Below are 21322 nucleotides of genomic sequence, written 5' to 3' on the forward strand. Positions count from 1 at the left end.
GATGCTACTTCGTCGCCCGCAGGTGCCGCGCGAACCGCGCGTCGGCCCTGGCGATCAGATCCCTGCAGAACTTGACCTGCATCTTGCGGCTCAGCCCGCCCTTGTCGCCGGCCACAAGCAGAACCGCCTGGCGTCTCGGGTCGAACGCGAAAGCGACACGCCAGACGCCGCCTGTCTCGTCGAAACGCATTTCCTTCATGTTGGCGTAGGCCGAACCTTTGAGCGTGTCGACTGTCGGTCGCCCCAGGGTCGGACCGATCGCCTCCAGCACCTTCGCCGACTCCAACAGCGCGTCCTGGACCGCCTCGGGCATTGCCGCGAACTCCGGTTCGAACTCGCTATGAAAGGCGATAGTCCAAGCCACGACAAGATATAGTGTTCAAGCTATATCGTGTCAATGCGATAAGGAGATGTCCGCCGGATCATCACATCGAGCCACTTGCCTATCCGGCCGAATGCGGTGTCGGATGGCTCGGCACATGCACGGGAGGTAGCGCGTGCGCATCGCCATTCTAGCCTGGGGCTCGCTGGTCTGGGACAGGCGCGATCTGATGCTGGGCGGGCCGTTCAGGCCGGATGGTCCGTCGCTGCCGCTGGAGTTCAGCCGTGTCTCGCTCGACCGGCGCCTGACGCTGGTGATCGACGAGGATCGCGGCACGCCCTGCACGACCTACGTCGCGCCCAGCGCCCATCTCGACCTCGACGAGGCGATCGACAATCTGCGTCGACGCGAGAACATGCCCGGACCCGACGGCATCGGCTTCATCGACACGCTCGCGCACACGCGCAACGAGACGGCATGGGAGCGCCATCCGCGTTCGATCGTCACCATCGAGAGCTGGGCGCTGCGATCGGGTTACGGCGCCGTGATCTGGACGGCGCTGGCCAGCAACTTTGTCGACCAGACAGGCACGGCGTTCTCGCTCGACGCGGCCATCGGCCATCTCGCGAGTCTGCAGAGCGAGAACCTCCAGTCGGCGCTGCGGTATTTCCGCCATGCGCCGCCGGAAATCCGCTCTCCCCTGCGCGAGGCTGTCGACCGGCGCTGGCCGAACGATTAGCGTATTGCTGTCATCCCGAGCGTAGCGAGGGTCCAGGCAACCCTGGATCCCTCGCTACGCTCGGGATGACAGAGGATCGGAGGCCGAGCATGAGTACCGCCACGCTGACAGCGCGCCGCGACAGGGCGATGGGCGCGGGCGCGCCGCTGTTCTACGACGAGCCGCTGCACATCGTGCGCGGCGAGGGTGTTTACCTGTACGACGCCTCGGGCAAGCGCTACGTCGATATGTACAACAACGTGCCCTGCGTCGGGCACGCCAATCCGCATGTCGTCGACGCGATGGTGCGCCAGCAGGGCACGCTCAACGTGCACAGCCGCTACCTGCACGAGGGCATCATCGCCTTCGCCGAGCGGCTGGCGGCGCTGCATCATCCCGGCATCGAGAGCGTGATCTTCACCTGCTCGGGCACCGAGGCGAACGAGATCGCGCTGCGCATCGCGCGCATGGTCACCGGCAAGCGCGGCATCGTCTGCACCAACGCGACCTATCACGGCAACAGCGAGGCCGTGGGCGCGCTGACAAGGCTGACAGCCGAGCGCAATGAGAGCGGCGACGTCGCCGCCATTCCCTTCCCCGAGACGTTCCGGCCGATCAAGCCGAACGCGACCGAGGCGGAATTGTGCGAGGCCTATCTCGATCGCCTGCAGGGCGCGATCCGCGCGCTGGAGGCCGACGGCACCGGCTTCGCCGGCCTGATCGTCTGCTCGATCTTCGCCAACGAGGGCCTGCCCGTCGTGCCGGCAGGCTTCATGCCGCGTGCGGCGGAGATTGTGCGCAAGGCAGGCGGCATCCTGATCTCCGACGAGGTACAGGCGGGCTATTGCCGCACCGGCGAATGGTGGGGCTATGAGGTCTCCGGCTTCACGCCCGACATCGCCGTCAGCGGCAAGCCGATGGGCAACGGCCTGCCGCTGGCGGCAACGGCGGCAAGCAAGAAGCTGATCGACGCCTTCCGCAGCAAGACGCGCTACTTCAACACCTTCGCCTCGAGCCCGCTGCAGGCGGCGGTCGGCACGGCGGTGCTCGACGTGATCGAGCGCGACGGCTTGCGTGAAAGTGTCGGCACGGTGGGCGCCTGGCTGAAGGGCGAGCTGACCAAGCGCCAGCCGCGCTCGGCGGCGATCGGCGACGTGCGCGGCCATGGCCTGTTCATCGGCGTCGAGATGGTCAAGCCCGGCGCGGCGAAGGAGCCCGACGAGAAGCGCACCGTGGAGGTCGTCAACAGGCTCAAGGACAAGGGCTTCCTCACCAGCAACGCCGGCGCCTTCCGGAACGTGGTGAAGATCCGCCCGCCGCTGGTGTTCACCCGGGCGCATGCCGAGGACTTCCTCAAGGCGTTCGACGAGACGATTGCCACGCTCGATGGATAGGGACGAGGCACGGCGCATCTTCGAGCCACCGGCGCGCGAGGCGCTGCAGTCCTTCGCGATCGAGCCCGCGACGCTAGACCTGGTGGCGGTGGCCGAGAACATCACGTTTCGCGTCAGCGACGCGCGCGACGGCACGCAGTACGTCTTCCGCCTGCACCGCCCCTGGTACCACACGCTCGAGGAGCTGATCTCCGAGCGCGTCTGGCTGCGCGCGCTGGTCGAGGCCGGCATTTCCGTGCCGACGCCGGTGCTGGCGCGCGACGGCAGCGAGTACGTGCGGGTCGCGGTGCCCGGCACCGGCGAGCAACGCTACGCCGGCATGATCAGCTGGACCGAGGGCCGGCTGCTGTCGGAGGCGCTGGCCGAGACCACCGACGCGGCGTGGCAGGCCACGGCCTTCGAGCAGCTCGGCGCGATCACCGCTTCGATGCACAACCAGGCCGCCGCGTGGCAGGTGCCGCAGGGCTTCACCCGCCATCACCTCGACACCGACGGGCTGATGGGCGACCGGCCGTTCTGGGGTCCGTTCTGGGAGCACAGGCTGCTGACGCCGGCTGAAGCGCGCCTGCTGCTCGACACGCGCGATCGCGTGCGCGTGGCGCTGGCGCGCTACGGCCGCGATCCGCGCACCTACAGCCTGATCCACGCCGACATGCATCCGCGCAACGTGCTGGTGGATGGCAAGAAGCTGACGGTAATCGATTTCGACGACACCGGCTTCGGTTGGCACCTCTACGACATCGCCGTGGCGCTGATCCACCAGCAGGGCACGGCCGAGTACCCTGCCGCCGAGGCCGCCTTCCTGCGCGGCTACCGCCGCCTGCGCGTGCTGCCCGATGCCGACCTTGCGCTGCTGCCGATGTTCCACCTGATGCGCGGCATGGTGCAGATCGGCTGGTACCACCAGCGACCCGAGCTCGGCGTCACGCCCAACTTCCACCGCATGAAGGACGACGTCTGCGCGCAATGCGCGGCGTTTGTGCCGCCATGAGTCCCTTCCCCCGGAGGGGGAAGGTGCCCGAAGGGCGGAAGGGGGATGTCAAAGCGAACGCCTGAGTCCGTCTTCGACATCCCCCTTCCGTCGCTGCGCGCCACCTTCCCCCTCCGGGGGAAGTAAAAGACTACGTCGGCAGCACCGAGCGCAGGTCGAACGCCGCGTCGGCCGCCTGCTCGGGCGTGAGCGATGCCCGCGCGACCAGCAGGCGGCGGGCAAGCATATGGTCGGCGGGCTTGTTGACCGAGTCGACGCCGACCAGCGCGCCGGCGCGGAAGTGGAACAGCGAGAAGCGGCTCGACGCCATGTCGCCGCGCGTCACGGTCGCGTCGGGGATGCCGGTCAGGCCGACCATCTGCAGCTTCAGGTCGAACTGGTCCGACCAGAACCACGGCACGGCGTCATAGGGCTTGGCCGACGATGACGATGCGATCGTGGCGCCTGCCGTCTTCGCCTGGTCGGTGGCGTTCTGCACCGATTCGAGCCGCAGCCCCATGCCCTGCACCGGGTTCCAGCGGCTGGGATGGCGCGTGCAGTCGCCGGCGGCGACGATCTCCGGCAGAGCCGCGCCGCTGCTCGCATCAAGGCAGCGCGCGAATTCATCGACGCGGATGCCGTCGTCGACGGCGAGACCCAGCGTCGCGGCGAGCTCGGTGTTGGGCACCACGCCGATGCCGACCACGGCGAGGTCGGCCGGCAGGATGTGGACATGTCCGGCGGCGTCGGTGGCCCGCACGCCGGCGAGAATGCCGCGGTCGTGCTCGAAGCCGACATCGCGCGCGCCGAACAGCAGCTCGACGCCGCGCGCGCGATGGGCCTCGGCGACGAACTGCGCCAGCGCCGGCGTGGCGGCGCGCGCCAGCAGGCGGTCCTGCATCTCGACGACGCTGACCTTCTTGCCGAGCTGGCTGAGCGAGGCGGCGGCCTCCAGGCCGATATAGCCGCCGCCGATCACCACGAGTCGCTGGGCGTTGGCCGCGATGTCGCGCAGCCGGTCGGCATCGGCGAGATCGCGCAGGGTCAGGACCTTGTCCGGCACGCCCGGCAAGGTGCGCGCCCGCGCGCCGGTGGCCAGCGCCAGCCGGTCCCAGCGCAGCACGTCGCCGCCCGAGGTCGTCAGCGTGCGGTTGGTGCGATCGGCGGCGACGATCGGCGTCGACAGCAGCAGCTCGACCTTCTCCTGCTCGTAGAAGGCGGCGCCGCGGATGGGCAGCGAGTCGCGCTCGGCCTTGCCCAGCAGATAGGCCTTGCTGAGCGGCGGGCGGTGGTAGGGCGGATGCGCCTCGGCGCTGACCAGGCGGATGCGGCCGGCGTAACCTGCGTCGCGCGCCGAGGCGGCGATCTGCGCGCCGGCATAGGAGCCGCCGACGATGATGAGCCCCTCACCGGTGTCGGGCTTCTTCTCGTCATCGTCGAGCACCGCCTTGACGACTGCGCCGGCCAGCTCCACCGCGCCTTCGATGACGGCGCCGACGATTTCCTCGGGCGGCACTAGAGCCGTCCTCGCCGGCACAGGTCCTCTGTCATTCCGAGCGCCGCGCGGAATCCAGGCTCTTCGCTGGCTTCCGCGCGGCGCTCGGAATGACAGAAGGACTCAACCATCCTAGCTCTGGCGCTCGGGCATGTGGACGGTGAGTCCGTCGAGCGCCGGCGTCACGTCGATCTGGCACGACAGCCGGCTGGTCGACTTGCGTTCGGCAGCGACACCTTCGAGCAGCTCGTTCTCGACCGCGTCGGCCGGCTTCAGCCGCGCCATGTCGGCTTCGTCGATGTAGACATGGCAGGTGGCGCAGGAGCAGCACCCGCCGCATTCCGCGTCGATGCCGCGCAGATTGTTGTTGATGGCGCCCAGCATGACGCTGGTGCCGTTGGGCACGTCGATGGCGCGGCTTGTGCCGTCCTTGAGCACGTAGTTGATGGTGGGCATGTCGGACGCGGGATCCCGGACAGATGGAATGGTCGGCCTGCGTTAGATCAGACGCGATGCGAGGCGGCAAGAGGTGCGATCGGCGTCAGTCGCCGAGGTTGTCGTGGATGAGATGCACCGGCGCCTGCAGCCAGACATTGCGGTTGCCGTTGGCGCGCGGCCGGCCGATGTGCTGCTGCAGCGGATAGAGCGTGAGCCGCTTGCCGCGCGCGCGCGGCTGGGCGACCCAGGCCGCCAGCGACAGGCGCAGATTGTGCATCGTCCACTCCATGGCGTTGTTGCCGAGATACTCCGGCTCCTTGGCACCGCGCCTGGTCATCTGCTTGATGCTGGTCAGCAGGCAGACGCGATAGCCGAGACTGGGATAGGGGCTGTCGGCATCCTCGACCGTCTCGATGTCCTCCTTCGACAGCGCCGGTCGGCGCGGCATCGCCTGGCTGGGCTTGAACGGATGGCTGTGGAAGTCTCCGATGAAGCGCCAGTTCGGCCAGTAGGCCGAGACGATGGCGTTCATCGTCTGCAGGCCGTGCTTGGAGGGCGTCACCGAGGTGTGGTCGCGCTCGGCGTTGATGTCGGTGGTCGCCGCCTCGACGGTGAAGCAGGGCTTGCCGTTGCGCAGCGTGGTTTCGTAACCCCACAGCAGGCCGTAGGCTTCGAGATACTTGCGCGGCCGGCCCTTGCCGCGCGGCGGCGAGACGCCGGAATAGCTCTCGATGGTGGCGAGCGTGATCGAACGGAAGGCCGACTCCGAGATGTTCACCAGGTAGTCGAACTGCGCCTTGCCCATCTCAACCATTCCCTTGCCGGGCGGCGCGATGTTGCCCAAACGTCCCGTGGCTGGGTAGGCTGTTGTCCATGTCCTGAGCGGGGGATCGCCATGATATCGCGCGAACAGAACGATCTCATCACCCGCACCGGGCCGGCGGCGCCATGCGGCACGCTGATGCGGCAGTACTGGCAGCCCATCGCGCTGGCGGTCGAGTTGCAGGGACCCCGCCCATTGCGTTCCGTACGACTGATGGGACAAGATCTTGTGGTCTTCCGCGACGAGTCCGGAAAGCTGGCGCTGATCGACCGCGACTGCCCGCATCGCGGTGCGGACCTCGCCTATGGCCGGCTGGAGCATGGCGGCCTGCGCTGCCCGTTCCATGGCTGGCTGTTCGACGTCCAGGGCAACTGCCTGGAGATGCCGGGCGAGCCGGATGGCGGCGGCGTGCTGTGCCAGCGGGTGAAGCAGAAATCCTATCCCGTGGTCGAGCGCTCGGGGATCATCTGGGGCTATCTCGGCGCCGGCGAGGCGCCGGCGTTCCCCGATTTCGACTGCTTCATCGCGCCCGACAGCCACGTCTTCGCCTTCAAGGGCCACATGGCCTGCAACTGGCTGCAAGCGCTGGAGGTCGGCATCGACCCGGCGCACGCCTCCTTCCTGCACCGCTTCGAGGAGGACGAGAGCGCCAGCGGCTCGAACACCTATGGTCGCCAGTTCCGCGCCGCCTCGATGGGCTCGGACATCCCGATGACCACCCTGCTGCGCGAGTTCCCGCGGCCCGACATCGACGTGCAGCCCGTGCCGTGGGGCCTGCGGCTGTTCTCGCGAAGGCGCATCGACAAGCAGCGCACGCATCTGCGGGTGACCAACCTGATCTTCCCCAATGCGTTCCTGATTCCGCTCTCGGGCGAGATGACGATCACGCAGTGGCACGTGCCGGTCGACGACACCTCGAACTACTGGTACGCGATCTTCACCAGCTTCGGCGGGCCGGTCGACAAGAAGACCATGACCGAGCAGCGGCTCGACCTCTACCAGCTGCCCGACTACAAGCCGCGGCTGGGTCGCCACAACGAGTGGGGCTACGACCCCGCCGAGCAGCGCAGCAAGACCTTCACCGGCATGGGCTTCGACATCAACGTGCACGACCAGTGGGCCTGCGAGTCGCAGGGACCGATCGCCGATCGCACGCGCGAGCATCTCGGCACCACCGACAAGGCGATCATCGCCAACCGCCGCCTGCTGGTGAAGGCGATCGAGCAGGCGCAGGCCGGCGAGCGGCCGCTGATGGTGCTCGACCGCGCGTCCGCTGCTGGCATGACCGGCCCCGCCACGATGGATGCGATCGGTCCCACCGAGGGTTGGGAGAGTTTCTGGCCCGAGATCGATCGCAAGCGCCGCGACTCCGCGCCGTGGAAGCGATCGGCAGCGTGATGACTGGGCGGCAACGAAGAGCCGGCGGGACGCCGGCGGTCCCAGCATGAGCCTCGTCGAGCGTTACGGGCTGTGGAGTCCGGCGCAGGTCGAGGCCGCGCGCGAGGTGCTGCGCCGGGTCGAGGCCGAGGGGCTCGAGGTGATCCGGCTGTCCTTCGCCGATCAGCACGGCGTGCTGCGCGGCAAGTCGGTGACGGCGGCCGCGCTCGAATCTTCAATGAAGAGCGGGGTGGGAGTGACCACCACGCTGCTGGCCAAGGACACCGCGCATCGCACCGTCTTCCCCGCCTTCACGCCCGGCGGCGGCTTCGGCATGAAGGAGATGGAAGGCGCGGCCGACGCGCTGATGGTCGCCGATCCGACGACGTTCAGGGTGCTGCCCTGGGCACCGAAGACGGGCTGGATGCTGTGCGATCTGTATTTCGCCACCGGCCAGCCGGTGCCGTTCTCGACCCGCGATCTCTATCGCCGTGTGCTGGCCAGGCTCGCCGACACCGGCTTCGATTTCGTCGCCGGCCTCGAGGTCGAGTTCCACGTCTTCAAGCTGGTGGACGCCAGGCTCCAGCCCTCGGACTCCGGCCAGCCCGGCTCGCCGCCCGAAGTATCGCTGCTGACCACCGGCTACCAGTACCTCACCGAGCAGCGCTACGACCTGTTCGATCCGGTGTTCGAGATCATCCGGCGCGACGTGCTCAAGCTCGGCCTGCCCCTGCGTACGGTCGAGCTCGAGTATGGGCCGAGCCAGTGCGAGTTCACCTTCGCGCCGGGCATCGGGCTCGAATCGGCCGACACCATGATGCTGTTCCGCTCGGCGGTGAAGCAGATCGCGCGACGCCATGGCTACCACGCCACCTTCATGTGCCGGCCGCGCCTGCCCAACGTGATGTCGAGCGGCTGGCACCTGCACCAGTCGCTGCGCGATCGCAAAAGCGGCGCCAACGCCTTCATGATCGACGACCCGGCACGGCCCTTCTCCGACGTCGCGCGGCGCTGGCTCGCCGGACTGCTCGATCACGCGCGCGGCGCCACGGTGTTCAGCACGCCGACGCTGAATGGCTACAAGCGCTACCGCCCCTACTCGCTGGCGCCCGACCGCGCGATCTGGGGTCGCGACAACCGTGGCGTGATGGTGCGCGCGCTGGGCGGGCCCGGCGATCCGGCGACGCGGCTGGAGAACCGCGTCGGCGAGCCCACGGCGAATCCCTATCTCTACATGGCCTCGCAGGTGGTGAGCGGACTCGACGGGCTGACGCGCAATCTCGAGCCCGGGCCGTCGGCCGACACGCCCTACGAGACCCGGGCGCCGATGCTGCCCACCAGCCTCGGCGCGGCCCTGGCCGCATTGCGGGACGACGCGGTGCTGGTCGATGGCTTCGGCCAGGCCTTCGTGTCCTACTACGCCAGGATCAAGGAACACGAGCTGGCGCGCTTCCAGGCGGAAGTCACCGAGTGGGAGCAGCGCGAGTATTTCGAGCTGTTCTGAGCAACCCTGTCATTCCGAGCGCAGCGAGGAATCCTCTCGATAGAGGACTCCCTGCCGCGAAGATTCCTCGCTACGCTCGGAATGACGAGCTGGGGAGGAATCGAGCCATGACCAAACGCACGCGCGTCACCTCGCCGAAGGTGGCCGAACCGCCACCGCAGCGCTGGTCCAACTGCATCCGCGTCGGCGATATGGTCTGGGTCGCCGGCATGACGGCGCGCACCGGCGACAAGGTCGGCGGCGCCGACGAGTACGAGCAGTCGAAGACCATCTTTTCCAAGATCAGGGATCTCGTCGAAGCCGCCGGCGGCAAGATGGACGACGTGGTGAAGGTAACGATCTTCGTCACCAACATCGCCAACAACACCGGCGTGTGGAAGGCGCGCGCCGAGTTCTTCACCGGCGACTTCCCGACCAGCACCCTGGTCGAGATCTCGGCGCTGGCGGCGCCCGAGCTGCTGGTCGAGATCGAGGCCGTGGCGGTGATCGGCTCGAGCAGCTGACATGGCCGACGCGCTGCCCGAGCACCGCATGGACGGCAAGGTCGCCATCGTCACCGGCGCCGGCTCGCGCGCCGACGGCATCGGCAATGGCCGCGCCGCTGCGATCCTGATGGCGCGCGCCGGTGCGAGGGTGCTGCTGATCGATGCCGTGCCCGAGTGGGCCGAGGCCACGGCGAAGATGATCCGCGACGAGGGCGGCACCTGCCTGGTTCGGCAGGCCGACGTCACCGACGCCGCGCAATGCCAGGCGGCGGTGAAGGCGGCGGTCGATGCCTGGGGCCGCGTTGATGCGCTGGTCAACAATGTCGGCGTCGGCGGGCCGGTGGGCAACGCCGTCGACATCGACCTCGCCGCCTTCGACCACGCCATGCGCATCAACGTCACCTCGATGGTGGCGATGGCGAAGTACGTCATCCCCGAGATGCGCAGGCTGGAATCAGGCGCGATCGTCAACATCGCCTCGGTGGCCGGCCTGCGCGGCGGCCATCCCAGCCTGCTCTATCCGACGTCGAAGGGCGCGGTGGTGCAGCTGACACGCGCCATGGCGGCGCATCACGGCCGCGAGGGCATCCGCGTGAACTGCATCGCGCCGGGCATGGTCTACACGCCCATGGTCTACTCGCGCGGCATGACGCCGGAGCAGCGCGAGCTGAGGCGCAAGCGTTCGCTGCTGCAGGTCGAGGGCAACGGCTGGGATGTCGGCCACGCCGTGCTCTATCTGTGCAGCGACGCAGCGCGCTGGGTCACCGGCGTGATCCTGCCGGTCGACGCCGGCGCGACGGCAGGCTCGGCCGAATCGCCCTCGCCCACCGGCGACTATCTCGGCAAGCCCAAGGCGGCGGAATGATGCCTTCCCTGTCATGTCGAGCGTAGCGAGACATCCAGATCCCTCGCTACGCTCGGGATGACAGCAATCAGATCGAGGAGACGCCTCATGAGCGAGAATCAGACGATCCTCTACAGCAAGCCGCGTCCGCACGTGGCGCACCTCGTGCTGAATCGGCCCGAGACGCGCAATGCGCAGGACACCGCCTTCCTCTATGCACTCAACGACGCCTTCGACCGCGCGGCGCAGGACGACGACGTGAAGGTCATCGTGCTGTCGGCCGTCGGCCCGCATTTCTCCTCGGGCCACGACCTGCGCGAGCAGGGCGGCCACGACAACATGCGCAAGCACGAGACGGTCGAGACCTGGAGCGGCTTCGGCAAGCCCGGCGCCGAAGCGCAGTTCGCGCGCGAGAAGGAGATCTACATCGGCTTCTGCGAGCGCTGGCGCAACATCCCGAAGCCGACCATCGCGGCGGTGCACGGCAAGCTGATCGCTGGCGGGCTGATGCTGATGTGGCCCTGCGACCTGATCGTAGCAGCCGACGACACCGCCTTCCTCGACCAGACCGTGGCGATGGGCGTCGGTGGCGCCGAGTTCTTCATGCACCCCTGGGAGATGGGCGTGCGCAAGGCCAAGGAGTTCCTGTTCACCGCCGACTGGATCGAGGCCAAGGAGGCGCTGCGGCTGGGCATGGTGAACCACGTCGTGCCGCGCGCCGAGCTGCTCGACTTCACCTTCGCCATGGCCGAGCGCATCGCGCAAAAGCCGATGTTCGCGCTGAAGCTGGTGAAGGAGGCGGTGAACGCCGCGCAGGATGCGCAGGGCAGGCGCACGGCGATGCAGGTGTCGTTCGCGCTGCATCATCTGGCGCACGCGCACAACCAGCTCAACCACGGCACGCTGGTCGATCCCACGGGCCTGATGGGCCCGATGGCGACCAAGGCCAACGCGGCGAAGAAGCAGGCTGCGGAATAGTTCCTTCCCCCTCCGGGGAAGGTATGAGTTACACCGGCTTCTCGCCGCGCAGCAGCGTGCGCAGCATGATGCGCGGTTCGCCGGGTGGGTAGTCGACGTCAACCCTGTGCATCAGGCAGCGATTGTCCCAGACCACCGCGTCGCCCACCGTCCAGCGGTGGCCGTGGTGGAAGCGCGGCTGTCGGGCGAAGGCGTAGAGCTCGTCGAGCAGGGCGTCGCTTTCGGCACGCTGCATGCCCTCGATGCGATCGAGGCGGTTCGAGTTGATATAGAGCGCCTTGCGGCCGGTCTGCGGATGAGTGCGCACCAGCGGATGCACCACGTCGGGCGTCTCGGCGATCTCCAGCGCAGTGCGCGGCGAAGGACGGTTGCGGGCTCGCGGCGTGTCGTAGCCGTGCACCGCCACGCGACCGTCGATGCGGCTGCGGATCGCCTCGGGCAGCGCTTCGTAAACGCCGTACATGTCGCAGAACCAGGTCATGCCTCCGCTGCTGGGAATCTCATGCGCGTGCAGCACCGTGCCGCGCGCCGGGATCGACATGTACGAATCGTCGGTGTGCCAGTCCTCGGCGCGGATCGCGGTCATGTCGGTGCCGCCGCCGGGCTTCAGCGTGCTTTCCATGCGCGAAACCTCGGGCATGTCGCCGACGCGCTTGTAGCGCAGCACCTGCGGTACGACCTCGCCGAAAATCGAGCTGAAGTCGCGCATCTGCGGCGCCGTCATCGGCGCGCCCGGCACGACCAGCAGCTGGTGGTCGAGGAAGGCCTTCATCAGAGCGGCGCGCGTCGCCTCGTCGGCCGGCACCGAGCGATCGAGTCCCTCGATGCGCGCGCCGAACGAACCGCCCAGCGGGATCACGCGCAGGCGCTCGGCCTGGCTCATCGCGGTGTCGGGCATGGCAATCCTCCACTTCGTCTTCCCGGAGCATGGCGTCCTAGTCGGCCTTGCGCTTCCGGTTCACCCGGCGGGAGAGCATGTTCAGGATCTCGACGAACACCGAGAAGGCCATCGCGGCGTAGATATAGCCCTTGGGCACGTGCGCGCCGAAGCCCTCGGCGATCAGCGTCATGCCGATCATCAGCAGGAAGGCCAGCGCCAGTATCACCAGCGTCGGGTTCTTCTCCATGAAGAGCGACAGCGGATCGGCCGCGATCAGCATCACGATCACGGTGATTACAACGGCGATCACCATGACCGGCACGTGCGGGGTCATGCCGACGGCGGTGATGATGCTGTCGATCGAGAAGACGAGATCGAGGATCACGATCTGCACGATCGCCGCGCCGAAGCTCATGACCCTGGCCGCGCCCTGGAAAATGTCGGGACCGTGATTGGGATCGACGTGGTGGTGGATCTCCTTGGTCGCCTTCCACACCAGGAACAGTCCGCCGGCGATCAGGATGACGTCGCGCCACGACAGGCCGTGACCCATCACCTCGACGATCGGCTCCCTGAGCCGCACGATGAGCGCCACCGTGCCCAGCAGACCCAGGCGCATGATCAGCGCCAGGCCGATGCCGATACGACGGGCCACCTTGCGCTGCGCTTCCGGCAGCTTGTTGGTCAGGATCGAGATGAAGATCAGATTGTCGATGCCAAGCACGATCTCCAGCGCGATCAGGGTCGCCAGCGCCGCCCAGACGGCGGGATCTGAGAACAGCGTGACGAGGTCGGCGAGCATCGCAGTGGGCTCCTGTGGCGGAACGACTCCGACGACATGCCGGGTCCGTCTGCTTCACGTCAACTGTCGCCGCGCGACGTCATCGGCGGGCGAAGACCTGCTTGGTCAGCTCGATCGTCGCCCGCCACCGGCGCCTGCCGTCGGCCAATGTGTCGCTCTCCAGGTTCCAGCTGCGCGGCTTCACGCCGATGTCGCTCATCAGCAGCCCGCCCGGCTGGTCGGGGAATTGCCACGACGCCGGCGGCACGTGCCTGAGCGGCGCATCGAAGGTGCCGTCGCGCCCCTGCACGAAGGTCTCGATGCCGATCGATGCGCCGCGTCGGCCGTGGTCGGTGAGCCTCACCCAGTACAGCGCGCGCCGGCCGACAAGGTCGAGCTCGATGCCGACGGACAGCGTGTCCAGTCGACGCGGGACGAGGTAGTCGCCCGTCGACCAGCGTCGTTCGATCGTCGCCTCCAGCGTGCGCGAGACGCGGCCGTCGGCATCGGCGATCAGGCGCGCGCCGGCATCCGCGCGACGGGAACTCGGCTCGCTGCCGACGACGAGCCGGGTCGGCATCGCGGCGTGCGGCCCGCCCTGCTCGTCGACGATACGCACCGACAGCTCGATGATATCGGCGCGCGCCGTCGGGCCGATCGCGGCGGCGAGAACCAGGGCCAGAACGCCGAGCCACCCAGCGCGTGCTCTCATGAACTGGACCCGGGCCCGTGCCGCAGCATCACTTGAACGTCGAGATCGACGTCTCCTTCGACGTGATGAACTCCAGCAGCGCCGGCTTGCCCTGCTTGGTCTGCTCGATGCCGCGCTTGATGGCGGCGGCGATCTCCGAAACCTTGGTGACGCGTTCGCCGTAGCCGCCGAAGGCGCGCGCCATGGCGGCGTAGTCGCCGGAGATGTCGGTCGAACGGTACTTCTCGGTCGAGACCTTCATCACCGCGAGCTCGATCGCCATCGAGAAATTGTTGAGCAGGATTGACAGGATCGGGATGCGCTCGCGCACCGCGGTCTCGAAATCCATGCCGGTGAAGCCGATGGCCGCGTCGCCCCAGACGTTGATGCACAGCTTGTCCGGCTTGGCGAGCTTGGCGCCCATGGCCAAGCCCAGGCCGTAGCCGAGCTGGGTGGTCTTGCCCCAGCCGATATAGGTGTGCGGCGCGGTGCTCTTCCAGAACGGCGAGAGCTGGTCGCGCGGGCTGCCGGCGTCGTGGGTGATGATGGTGTTGGCGACATCGACGGTCTTCTGCAGCTCCCACAGCACGCGGTAGGGATTGAGCGGCTCGTCGTTGGACTCGAGCTTGGGCAGCCAGGCCTTCAGCCACTCCTCGTGCACGGCGGCGATCTGCTTCGCGACAGCCGTCGGATCCTTCTTGGTCGCGCCGGCGGCCTTGCAGGCTTCGATCACCGCGCGCAGGGTCAGCTGGGCATCGCCGATCAGGCCGTGCTGCACGCGCACGTCCTTATTGAGATGCGCCGGGTCGAGCGTGGCCTGGATGATCGTCTTGCCCTTGGGCATCGACACGCCGAAGTTCGTCTCGGTGAAGCTGCAGCCGATGCCGAAGATCACGTCGGATTCGGCGAGGAACTGGTGCACCGCCTTGGGCATGGCGCGGCCGCCGGCGCCCAGCGCCAGCGGATGCGTCTCGTCGAAGCAGCTCTTGCCCTCGAGGCTGGTGCAGACCGGGATCGCCAGCAGCTCGGCCAGCTCCTTCAGCTCGGCATAGGCATCGGCCCAGTGCACGCCCTGGCCGGCATAGATCACCGGCTTCTGCGCGCCCATCAGTACCTTGGCCACCTGCTTCACCGCGTCCGGGTCGGGGCCGCAGCGGGTCGAGAGCACCGGCGTGTAGTCGATCGGCTCCGCCACCTCCTCGGCGAAGGTGTCGGTCGGCACCTCGATCACCACCGGACCGCCGCGGCCATTGCGCAACGCCGAGAAGGCGCGGCGCATGATGTTGGGCACCTCCGCGCCCGAGGTGATCGGCTCGGAGTGCTTGGAGACGCCGGCCATGGCGATGGTCGAGTTGAAATTGGGCGGAATATGCGCGATGCGCCGGGCGTAGCCCATCGGCATCACAAGCACCGGCACCGATTCGCCGAAGCACTGCGCCACGGCGCCATAGGCGTTCTCCGCACCCGGGCCGTGCTGCATGCAGAACACGCCCATCTTCTTGCCGCGCGTCAGCCTGGAGATGGCGTCGGCCATGTGCAGGCCGATGCGCTCCTGGCGCACGATGATCGGCCTGATGTCGAGATGGGCGGCGAGCTCGAGGATATGGTTCACCGGATAGCCGATGATGACGTCGACGCCTTCGCGCTTGAGGATCTCGGAGATCGCCAGACCGACTTTCATGTGATTCCTCCCTGGTGCGGGAGGATCATGGCGGCCCGGACACGGCGGAGTCCATCGTGTCCGGGCGCTGGGCCGCTATGCGTCAGGTCATGGGAATCGTGACGTGCTTGCGATAGGCCGGCCGCTCGGCGAGACGGTCGTACCAAGCCTTCAGGTGCGGCATCGCCGGCAGGTCGTCGCGCTTGAACGGCAGGTGCAGCCAGCGATAGGCCATGGCGCCAACCGGGATGTCGCCCATGGTGAAGGTGGCGCCGGCGACGAAGAGGCGGTTGGCGAGATGGCCGTCGAGCCGCTGCCACAGCGCGGCCGTCGCGCCCCGCGCCTTCTCGATCGCTTCGTTGTCGCGCTTCTCCGGCGGCGTGCGGATCAGGCCCCAGAACAGGGTCGTCATGCCGGCCGAGATCGTGCTCAGCTGCCAGTCCATCCAGCGCTCGGCCTCGCCGCGCGCGCGTGGCTCCAGCGGCCACAGGGTGCCCGCCGCGTGCGTCGCCGCGAAGTAGCGCACGATGGAGTTGGACTCCCACAGCACGTAGCCGTTGTCGTCGATGGTCGGCACCACGCCGTTGGGATTCATCGAGCGATACCACGGCTGGTCGTTGCCGCCGAAGGCACCGCCGACATCGAGACGATCATAGGCCAGCCCGCATTCGTCGGCCGCCCACAGTGCCTTCTGCACATTGATCGAGTTGGCGCGCCCGTAGATCTTCAGCATGATTTGTTCCCCTACTCGCGCCGCCATGCCCCATCCTTCAGGAGCAGCCGGAAGCTGGTGCGGTGCGTCTTCTGTCGAACCTCAGAAACCGTGATGGCCTGGCCGTCGGCGGTCCAGCTGAGGGCGTATTCGGTGTCGGGTTCGTTGTCCGGCTGCCACGAGACCTCGTCATGCGTCACTTGGTCTGGCCCGATCGACACCACCGCCAGCTCGCGGCCATTCATCAGCTCGTCGCGAAAGCCGAAGGCGCGCCGCAGATCGGCCGACAGCACCGGCTTGCCCGGCAGCGACGTCATTACGCCGGTCGACGGCAGTATCAGCCAGTGGAAGTCGAACTCGTTCATCATCACGTCGACGGCGTAGAGATTGGCCGCCAGCGGCAAGTCGACCAGAAGGTGAAAACGATCGCCGTCGTACAGAGCCGAGCCGGGGACACCCTGATCGAAGAGCTTGAGCGTGCGCCCCCCGTTCAGCGCCAGCATCAGCACGCCACCCGAGCGACTGGCCTTGAGCGTCGTCGTCGTGCCCAAGCGCTGCATGCGCCGGGCTTCCTCGGTCCAGAGCTGTCGAGTCGCCGCCGGGATCGCCGCGGTTCCGGTGGTGGCCTGCATGTCCTCGGGGTTGGACCAGCCGCTGGGCTCGCCCGCTTCGATGACGGCGTTGGTGCCCGGTGCAATCATCGTCGGCCGCACGACGGGATTGCTGTCCTGGGCAGCCGCGCCGCCGCCCATCATCGCGACGCATGCCAGCGCGACGAGCATCGCGCGACAACCGCTTGTGGCGCGCATGCTCAATGCGCCTCGGCCCAGCTGGCGCCGCGGCCGACCTCGACGACCAGCGGCACCGACAGCGTCGCGGCCTTCTCCATCGTCGCCTTGATCGCCGCACCGGCGTCGTCGGCTTCGTCGAGCGGCGCCTCGAAGACCAGCTCGTCGTGCACCTGCAGCAGCATCCTGGTCTTGAGCCCGGCGGCCTCGATCGCGCCGGGCAGGGCGATCATCGCGCGCTTGATGATGTCGGCGGCGCCGCCCTGCAGCGGCGCGTTGATCGCCGCGCGCTCGGAGAAGCCGCGCCGCGCCGGATTCTTGTCGTTGATGCCGGTGAGGTGGATCTTGCGGCCGAACGGCGTCATCACGTAGCCGCGCTCGCGGCAGAACTTGCGCGTGCGGTCCATGTAGTCGCGGATGCCGGGATAGCGCTCGAAATAGGCTTCGATGTAGCGCCGCGCCTCGCCCTGGGCGATGCCGAGCTGGGCGGCCAGGCCGAACGCCGACATGCCGTAGATGATGCCGAAATTGATCGCCTTGGCCTGGCGCCGCACCATCGGGTCCATGCCCGCCATCGGCACGCCGAAGACCTCCGAGGCGGTGCGCGCGTGGATGTCCTCGCCGCGGGCGAAGGACTCCTTGAGCGACTCGATGCCGGCGACATGCGCCAGCAGGCGCAGCTCGATCTGTGAGTAGTCGGCCGACAGCAACGTGTTGCCCTTCTCGGCGACGAAAGCCTTGCGGATCTTGCGTCCGTCCTCGGTGCGCACCGGAATGTTCTGCAGGTTGGGATCGGTCGAGGCCAGCCGGCCGGTGGAGGCGCCGGTCATGTGATAGGAGGTGTGCACGCGACCGGTCCGGCGATCGATCTGCGTCACCAGCGTGTCGGTATAGGTGCCCTTCAACTTCGCCAGCTGGCGGTGCTCCATGATCGCCCTGGGCAGCGCGTGGCCCGCGTCGGCAAGCTCTTCGAGAATGCCGACATCGGTCGCCCAGGCGCCGTTCTTGTTGCGCTTGCCGCCGGGCAGCTTCATGTCGTCGAACAGGATCTCGCCGAGCTGCTTGGGCGAGTTCACGTTGAAGCTCTTGCCGGCGAGCCTGTGCGCCTCGGCCTCGTACTCGGCCATGCGCCGCTCGAAATCGGCGCTCAGCCGCTTGAGCTCGGTGGCGTCGACCTTGACGCCGGCACGCTCCATATCGACCAGCACGGGAATCAGCGGCCGCTCGATGCGCTCGTACATCGTCGACATGTGCTCGTCGGCGGCGCGCGGCTTCAGCGTGAGCCACAGCTGCATGGTGACGTCGGCGTCTTCCGCGGCGTAGTCGCGTGCCTTGTCGATCGGCACGCGGTCGAAGCTCACCTGCTTGACGCCCGAGCCGGCGACATCGGCAAACTTGATGGTCGAGACGCCCAGATGCAGCTCGGCCAGCTCGTCCATGCCGTGGCCGTTCTTGCCGCCGTCGAGCACGAAGGACAGCAGCATGGTGTCGTCGATCGGCGCGATGACGACGCCGTGGCGCAGGAAGACGGCGTAGTCGTACTTGATGTTCTGGCCGATCTTCAGCACACCCTCGTCCTCGAGCAGCGGCTTCAGGACGCGGATCATGTCGGCGAGCGCCAGCTGGCCGGGCAGCAGCGCGTCGGAGCCCGACGCCGCCGCCTGCTCGCCGCCGAGATCGAGCGCGCCCTGCTTGGGCGCCGCCGGCGGGCGATGGCCCAGCGGCACATAGGCGGCGCGACGGCGCGAGACATCGATGTCGCCGACCGGTCCGTCGGGAAGCGCCAGCGACACGCCCACGAGATTGGCATTGAGCGAATCGAGCGCGTCGGTCTCGCAATCGAAGGCGATGACGCCCGCCTTGCGCGCGGCGGCGACGAAATCCTCGAGCTGCGCCGCCGTCGTGACGAGTTCGTAGTCGATCAGGCTGAAGGGACGATCCGAGATGCGCCAGTCGCGCGCCGTGGCGACGCGATCGTCGGCAGCGGCAATGACTGCGGTCTGCGCCTTCGGTGCGACCGCCGCCGGGCCTGGCACGGCGGCCGGGGTCGCTGCGGGAGCCGGCCCGCCGTTGCGATACTTCGCCAGCAGCGAGCGGAAGCCCTGCTGCTCCAGCCATGGCACCAGCTTCGACGTGTCAGGCGCGCGCTTGTCGAACGAGTCAGCGCGCTCCTTCACCGGCACGTCGTCGCGCAGCTTCACCAGTTGCCGCGATATCCGCGCCAGCTCCGCATTGTTCTGCAGCGCCTCGCGCCGCTTGGGCTGCTTGATCTCGCCGGCGCGCCGCAGCAGCGCGTCGAGATCGCCGTACTCGGTGATCAGCTGCGCCGCGGTCTTCACGCCGATGCCGGGCACGCCCGGCACGTTGTCGGTGCTGTCGCCGGCCAGCGCCTGCACGTCGACGACCTTCTCGGGCGTCACGCCGAATTTCTCGAATACCGCCTCGCGGCCCAGCTTGCGCATCTTGATCGGGTCGAAGAGCCAGACACGATCGCCGACCAGCTGCATCAGGTCCTTGTCCGAGGACACGATGGTGACGTCGGCACCCGCCTCGACCGCCTCGCGCGTGTAGGTCGCGATCAGGTCGTCTGCCTCGAAGCCCGCCAGCTCCATGCAGGGCAGGCCGAAGGCGCGCGTGGCCTCGCGGAACAGCGGGAACTGCGGGATCAGCTCTTCCGGCGGCTCCGGCCGGTGCGCCTTGTATTGCGGATAGATGCCATTGCGGAACGTCTCGCGTCCGGCATCGAGAATCACGGCAACGTGATCGATCGCCGGATCGTCGAGAAACTGCGTCAGCATCTTGCAATAGCCGAACACGGCGTTGATCGGCGTGCCGTCCGGCCGGGTCATCGGCGGCAGCGCGTGGAAGGCGCGGAAGATGTAGCCCGAGCCGTCGATCAGCCAGAGATGGCGGAGCGGCTTGTTGGTGTCGGTCGATGGCATGCCCGCACCTCACAACTTTCGGACCGGGCATTCAAGAGGCGGGCGGGCACGGACTCGAAACCGCGATGGGGAAAAATTCTGAGGAAGAGTCATGAGACAAAGGTGTTTATTCGTGTAGGGTTATTGCGTTCGACCGGGCGACGGGCGGTCGGATGCGGGAGGCGAAACCGTCGGGGGACACCAGGAAAGGATCCACCATGCGTAAGGGACTGATCGTCGGCGCCATCGGCCTTGCCCTGTCGGGCGCTCTGGTCGGCACGGTGCTGGCGCAGGCGACCGATCCGATCGCGGCCCGCAAGGACAACCGCAAGCAGGCCGGCGCCGCGATGAAGGCCATCAAGGGCATCATCGACGCGAAGGGCGCAACCTCGGGCGCGCAGGCACATGCTGCCAAGATCAAGGAACTCACGGTGGCGCACACCAAGCTCTATCCCAAGGGCTCGGACAAGGGCGACACCAAGGCGTTGCCGGTGATCTGGACTGACTGGGCCGGCTTCGAAGCTGCCAACACTGCGTCGGCCAACGCCGCCGACGCCATGGCGGCGGCCGCGGGTTCGGGCAGTATCGAAGCGCTCACCGCGGCCTTCGGCGCAACCGGCAAGACCTGCGGCGCCTGCCACGAGAAGTATCGCGCGAAGTAATCCCACGTACGATGCGCTGTCGGAACGCGCGCAGCGCGTCTGCCGACACACGAGCGGCCGGTCCTCGCGACCGGCCGTTTCGCGTCAACCGCCGATGCGCACGATGAGGTAGACGATGCAAGCCGCCGCGATCAGCAGCGACAGCGCCAGGCGCGCGCTGGCGAACCGCAGGCTCGGTGCGGTCATGTCGGCCGGAAACAGCTTGTCACCGCTGAACATCGGGCCGACGAGGTTCTGCCGCTTGACCACGAGATAGAACAGCGAGGCGCTGACATGCAGCGCCACCATCACGTAGAGCACGTTGATCCAGAAGGTATGAAGCTTGGTCGCGCCAGTGCCGAAGCCATCGCTGGCGAATTTCGCAAGCGGTCCGGCGTAGTAGCCCATGTCGGTATCGGTGGCGAACAGGCCGGTGACGATCTGGAACAGCAGACCGAGGATCAGCGCCACCACCATCCAGCCGCCGACCGGGTTATGGCCGATCTCGGGCTCGCCCTTGGCGCCGAACAGCCCGCGCAGATAGGCGATGCCGGCGCCCGGGCCCTTCACGAAGTGGCCGAAACGGGCCGTGGTGCTGCCGACGAAGCCCCAGGCGATGCGGAACAGCAGCAGGGCGAGGATTGCGTAGCCGCACCAGAAATGCAGGGTCAGCCAGTTGAACTCCTTGTCCCAGCCCGGGCCCCATTTGACGCTGACGACCTGGAACACCACGAGCACAACAAGGGTCCAGTGGAACAGCCGAGTCGGCAGATCCCATACGCGCAGCTTCGATCGCGATTCGCCGGCCATGGTATCCTCGGTTGGCTACGCCCCGCGCCACTGTGCCCACGCGCCGATCCGGGTCAAGCGATTGATACCACGCCGCCTTTCCGCCATGTT

Annotated in this window: 21 protein-coding genes; 9 read left to right on the forward strand and 12 right to left on the reverse strand. The window is 67.7% G+C overall.

The features are described 5' to 3' along the window. Window positions 1-4: 4 nt before the first annotated feature. Window positions 5-364, reverse strand: coding sequence for a type II toxin-antitoxin system RelE/ParE family toxin (locus KF889_08510; protein MBX3499471.1), 360 nt, complete (start codon window positions 362-364; stop codon window positions 5-7). A gap of 133 nt (window positions 365-497) precedes the next feature. On the opposite strand from KF889_08510, the gene KF889_08515 reads away from it, so the two are divergent. The 3 genes from KF889_08515 to KF889_08525 all read left to right on the forward strand — a co-directional run bounded on the left by KF889_08515 (window position 498) and on the right by KF889_08525 (window position 3425). Next, window positions 498-1061 (forward strand): hypothetical protein, encoded by a 564-nt coding sequence (locus tag KF889_08515; protein MBX3499472.1) that lies wholly within the window; start codon window positions 498-500, stop codon window positions 1059-1061. 89 nt (window positions 1062-1150) lie between these two features. Then, the gene (locus KF889_08520; GenBank protein ID MBX3499473.1) at window positions 1151-2434 is read left to right on the forward strand and encodes an aspartate aminotransferase family protein; all 1284 of its coding nucleotides are present in this window, start codon (window positions 1151-1153) and stop codon (window positions 2432-2434) included. After that, window positions 2427-3425, forward strand: coding sequence for a phosphotransferase (locus tag KF889_08525; GenBank protein MBX3499474.1), 999 nt, complete (start codon window positions 2427-2429; stop codon window positions 3423-3425). Before KF889_08520 ends, KF889_08525 begins: the two co-directional genes overlap by 8 nt. 130 nt (window positions 3426-3555) lie before the next feature. Here KF889_08525 and KF889_08530 read toward each other — a convergent pair whose 3' ends face one another. From KF889_08530 to KF889_08540, 3 genes are all read right to left on the reverse strand, one after another. Further along, the gene (locus KF889_08530) at window positions 3556-4848 is read right to left on the reverse strand and encodes an FAD-dependent oxidoreductase (GenBank protein ID MBX3499475.1); all 1293 of its coding nucleotides are present in this window, start codon (window positions 4846-4848) and stop codon (window positions 3556-3558) included. 183 nt (window positions 4849-5031) lie between these two features. Continuing rightward, window positions 5032-5355, reverse strand: coding sequence for a 2Fe-2S iron-sulfur cluster binding domain-containing protein (locus KF889_08535; protein ID MBX3499476.1), 324 nt, complete (start codon window positions 5353-5355; stop codon window positions 5032-5034). A gap of 85 nt (window positions 5356-5440) precedes the next feature. Next, a complete protein-coding gene (locus tag KF889_08540) occupies window positions 5441-6142 on the reverse strand; it encodes a hypothetical protein (protein ID MBX3499477.1) in 702 nt (233 codons plus the stop codon). A 90-nt stretch (window positions 6143-6232) separates the two neighbouring features. On the opposite strand from KF889_08540, the gene KF889_08545 reads away from it, so the two are divergent. The 5 genes from KF889_08545 (at window position 6233) to KF889_08565 (ending at window position 11348) form a co-directional block, all read left to right on the forward strand. Further along, the gene (locus KF889_08545; protein MBX3499478.1) at window positions 6233-7558 is read left to right on the forward strand and encodes an aromatic ring-hydroxylating dioxygenase subunit alpha; all 1326 of its coding nucleotides are present in this window, start codon (window positions 6233-6235) and stop codon (window positions 7556-7558) included. A gap of 46 nt (window positions 7559-7604) precedes the next feature. Then, window positions 7605-9041, forward strand: coding sequence for a glutamine synthetase (locus tag KF889_08550; protein MBX3499479.1), 1437 nt, complete (start codon window positions 7605-7607; stop codon window positions 9039-9041). 107 nt (window positions 9042-9148) lie between these two features. Further along, window positions 9149-9544 carry a RidA family protein gene (locus KF889_08555; protein MBX3499480.1) on the forward strand — a complete coding sequence of 132 codons (396 nt, stop codon included), beginning with the start codon at window positions 9149-9151 and terminating at the stop codon, window positions 9542-9544. Window position 9545: 1 nt separating this feature from the next. Beyond that, on the forward strand, window positions 9546-10391 hold the full coding sequence (locus KF889_08560; protein ID MBX3499481.1) for an SDR family oxidoreductase: 846 nt from the start codon (window positions 9546-9548) through the stop codon (window positions 10389-10391). Window positions 10392-10478: 87 nt separating this feature from the next. Continuing rightward, window positions 10479-11348, forward strand: a complete 870-nt coding sequence (locus tag KF889_08565) for an enoyl-CoA hydratase (GenBank protein ID MBX3499482.1) — start codon at window positions 10479-10481, stop codon at window positions 11346-11348. 28 nt (window positions 11349-11376) lie between these two features. On the opposite strand, the gene KF889_08570 is transcribed toward KF889_08565, so the two are convergent. From KF889_08570 to polA, 7 genes are all read right to left on the reverse strand, one after another. After that, window positions 11377-12246 (reverse strand): TauD/TfdA family dioxygenase, encoded by an 870-nt coding sequence (locus KF889_08570; protein MBX3499483.1) that lies wholly within the window; start codon window positions 12244-12246, stop codon window positions 11377-11379. Between the two features lie 37 nt (window positions 12247-12283). Then, on the reverse strand, window positions 12284-13030 hold the full coding sequence (locus KF889_08575) for a TerC family protein (protein ID MBX3499484.1): 747 nt from the start codon (window positions 13028-13030) through the stop codon (window positions 12284-12286). Window positions 13031-13109: 79 nt separating this feature from the next. Beyond that, a complete protein-coding gene (locus tag KF889_08580) occupies window positions 13110-13721 on the reverse strand; it encodes a hypothetical protein (protein MBX3499485.1) in 612 nt (203 codons plus the stop codon). Window positions 13722-13749: 28 nt separating this feature from the next. Beyond that, complete coding sequence (locus tag KF889_08585) at window positions 13750-15381, reverse strand: thiamine pyrophosphate-requiring protein (GenBank protein ID MBX3499486.1); 1632 nt, start codon at window positions 15379-15381, stop codon at window positions 13750-13752. A gap of 82 nt (window positions 15382-15463) precedes the next feature. Further along, on the reverse strand, window positions 15464-16093 hold the full coding sequence (locus KF889_08590) for a glutathione S-transferase family protein (GenBank protein MBX3499487.1): 630 nt from the start codon (window positions 16091-16093) through the stop codon (window positions 15464-15466). Between the two features lie 11 nt (window positions 16094-16104). Continuing rightward, on the reverse strand, window positions 16105-16854 hold the full coding sequence (locus KF889_08595) for a hypothetical protein (GenBank protein ID MBX3499488.1): 750 nt from the start codon (window positions 16852-16854) through the stop codon (window positions 16105-16107). Window positions 16855-16883: 29 nt separating this feature from the next. Next, on the reverse strand, window positions 16884-19802 hold the full coding sequence (gene polA / locus KF889_08600; GenBank protein MBX3499489.1) for a DNA polymerase I: 2919 nt from the start codon (window positions 19800-19802) through the stop codon (window positions 16884-16886). 197 nt (window positions 19803-19999) lie between these two features. On the opposite strand from polA, the gene KF889_08605 reads away from it, so the two are divergent. Continuing rightward, window positions 20000-20443 carry a cytochrome c gene (locus tag KF889_08605; protein MBX3499490.1) on the forward strand — a complete coding sequence of 148 codons (444 nt, stop codon included), beginning with the start codon at window positions 20000-20002 and terminating at the stop codon, window positions 20441-20443. 84 nt (window positions 20444-20527) lie between these two features. Here KF889_08605 and KF889_08610 read toward each other — a convergent pair whose 3' ends face one another. Next, window positions 20528-21232, reverse strand: coding sequence for a cytochrome b/b6 domain-containing protein (locus KF889_08610; protein ID MBX3499491.1), 705 nt, complete (start codon window positions 21230-21232; stop codon window positions 20528-20530). Window positions 21233-21322: the final 90 nt, after the last annotated feature.

The organism is Alphaproteobacteria bacterium (assembly GCA_019635875.1).
Classification (GTDB): Bacteria; Pseudomonadota; Alphaproteobacteria; order Reyranellales; family Reyranellaceae; genus JAFAZJ01.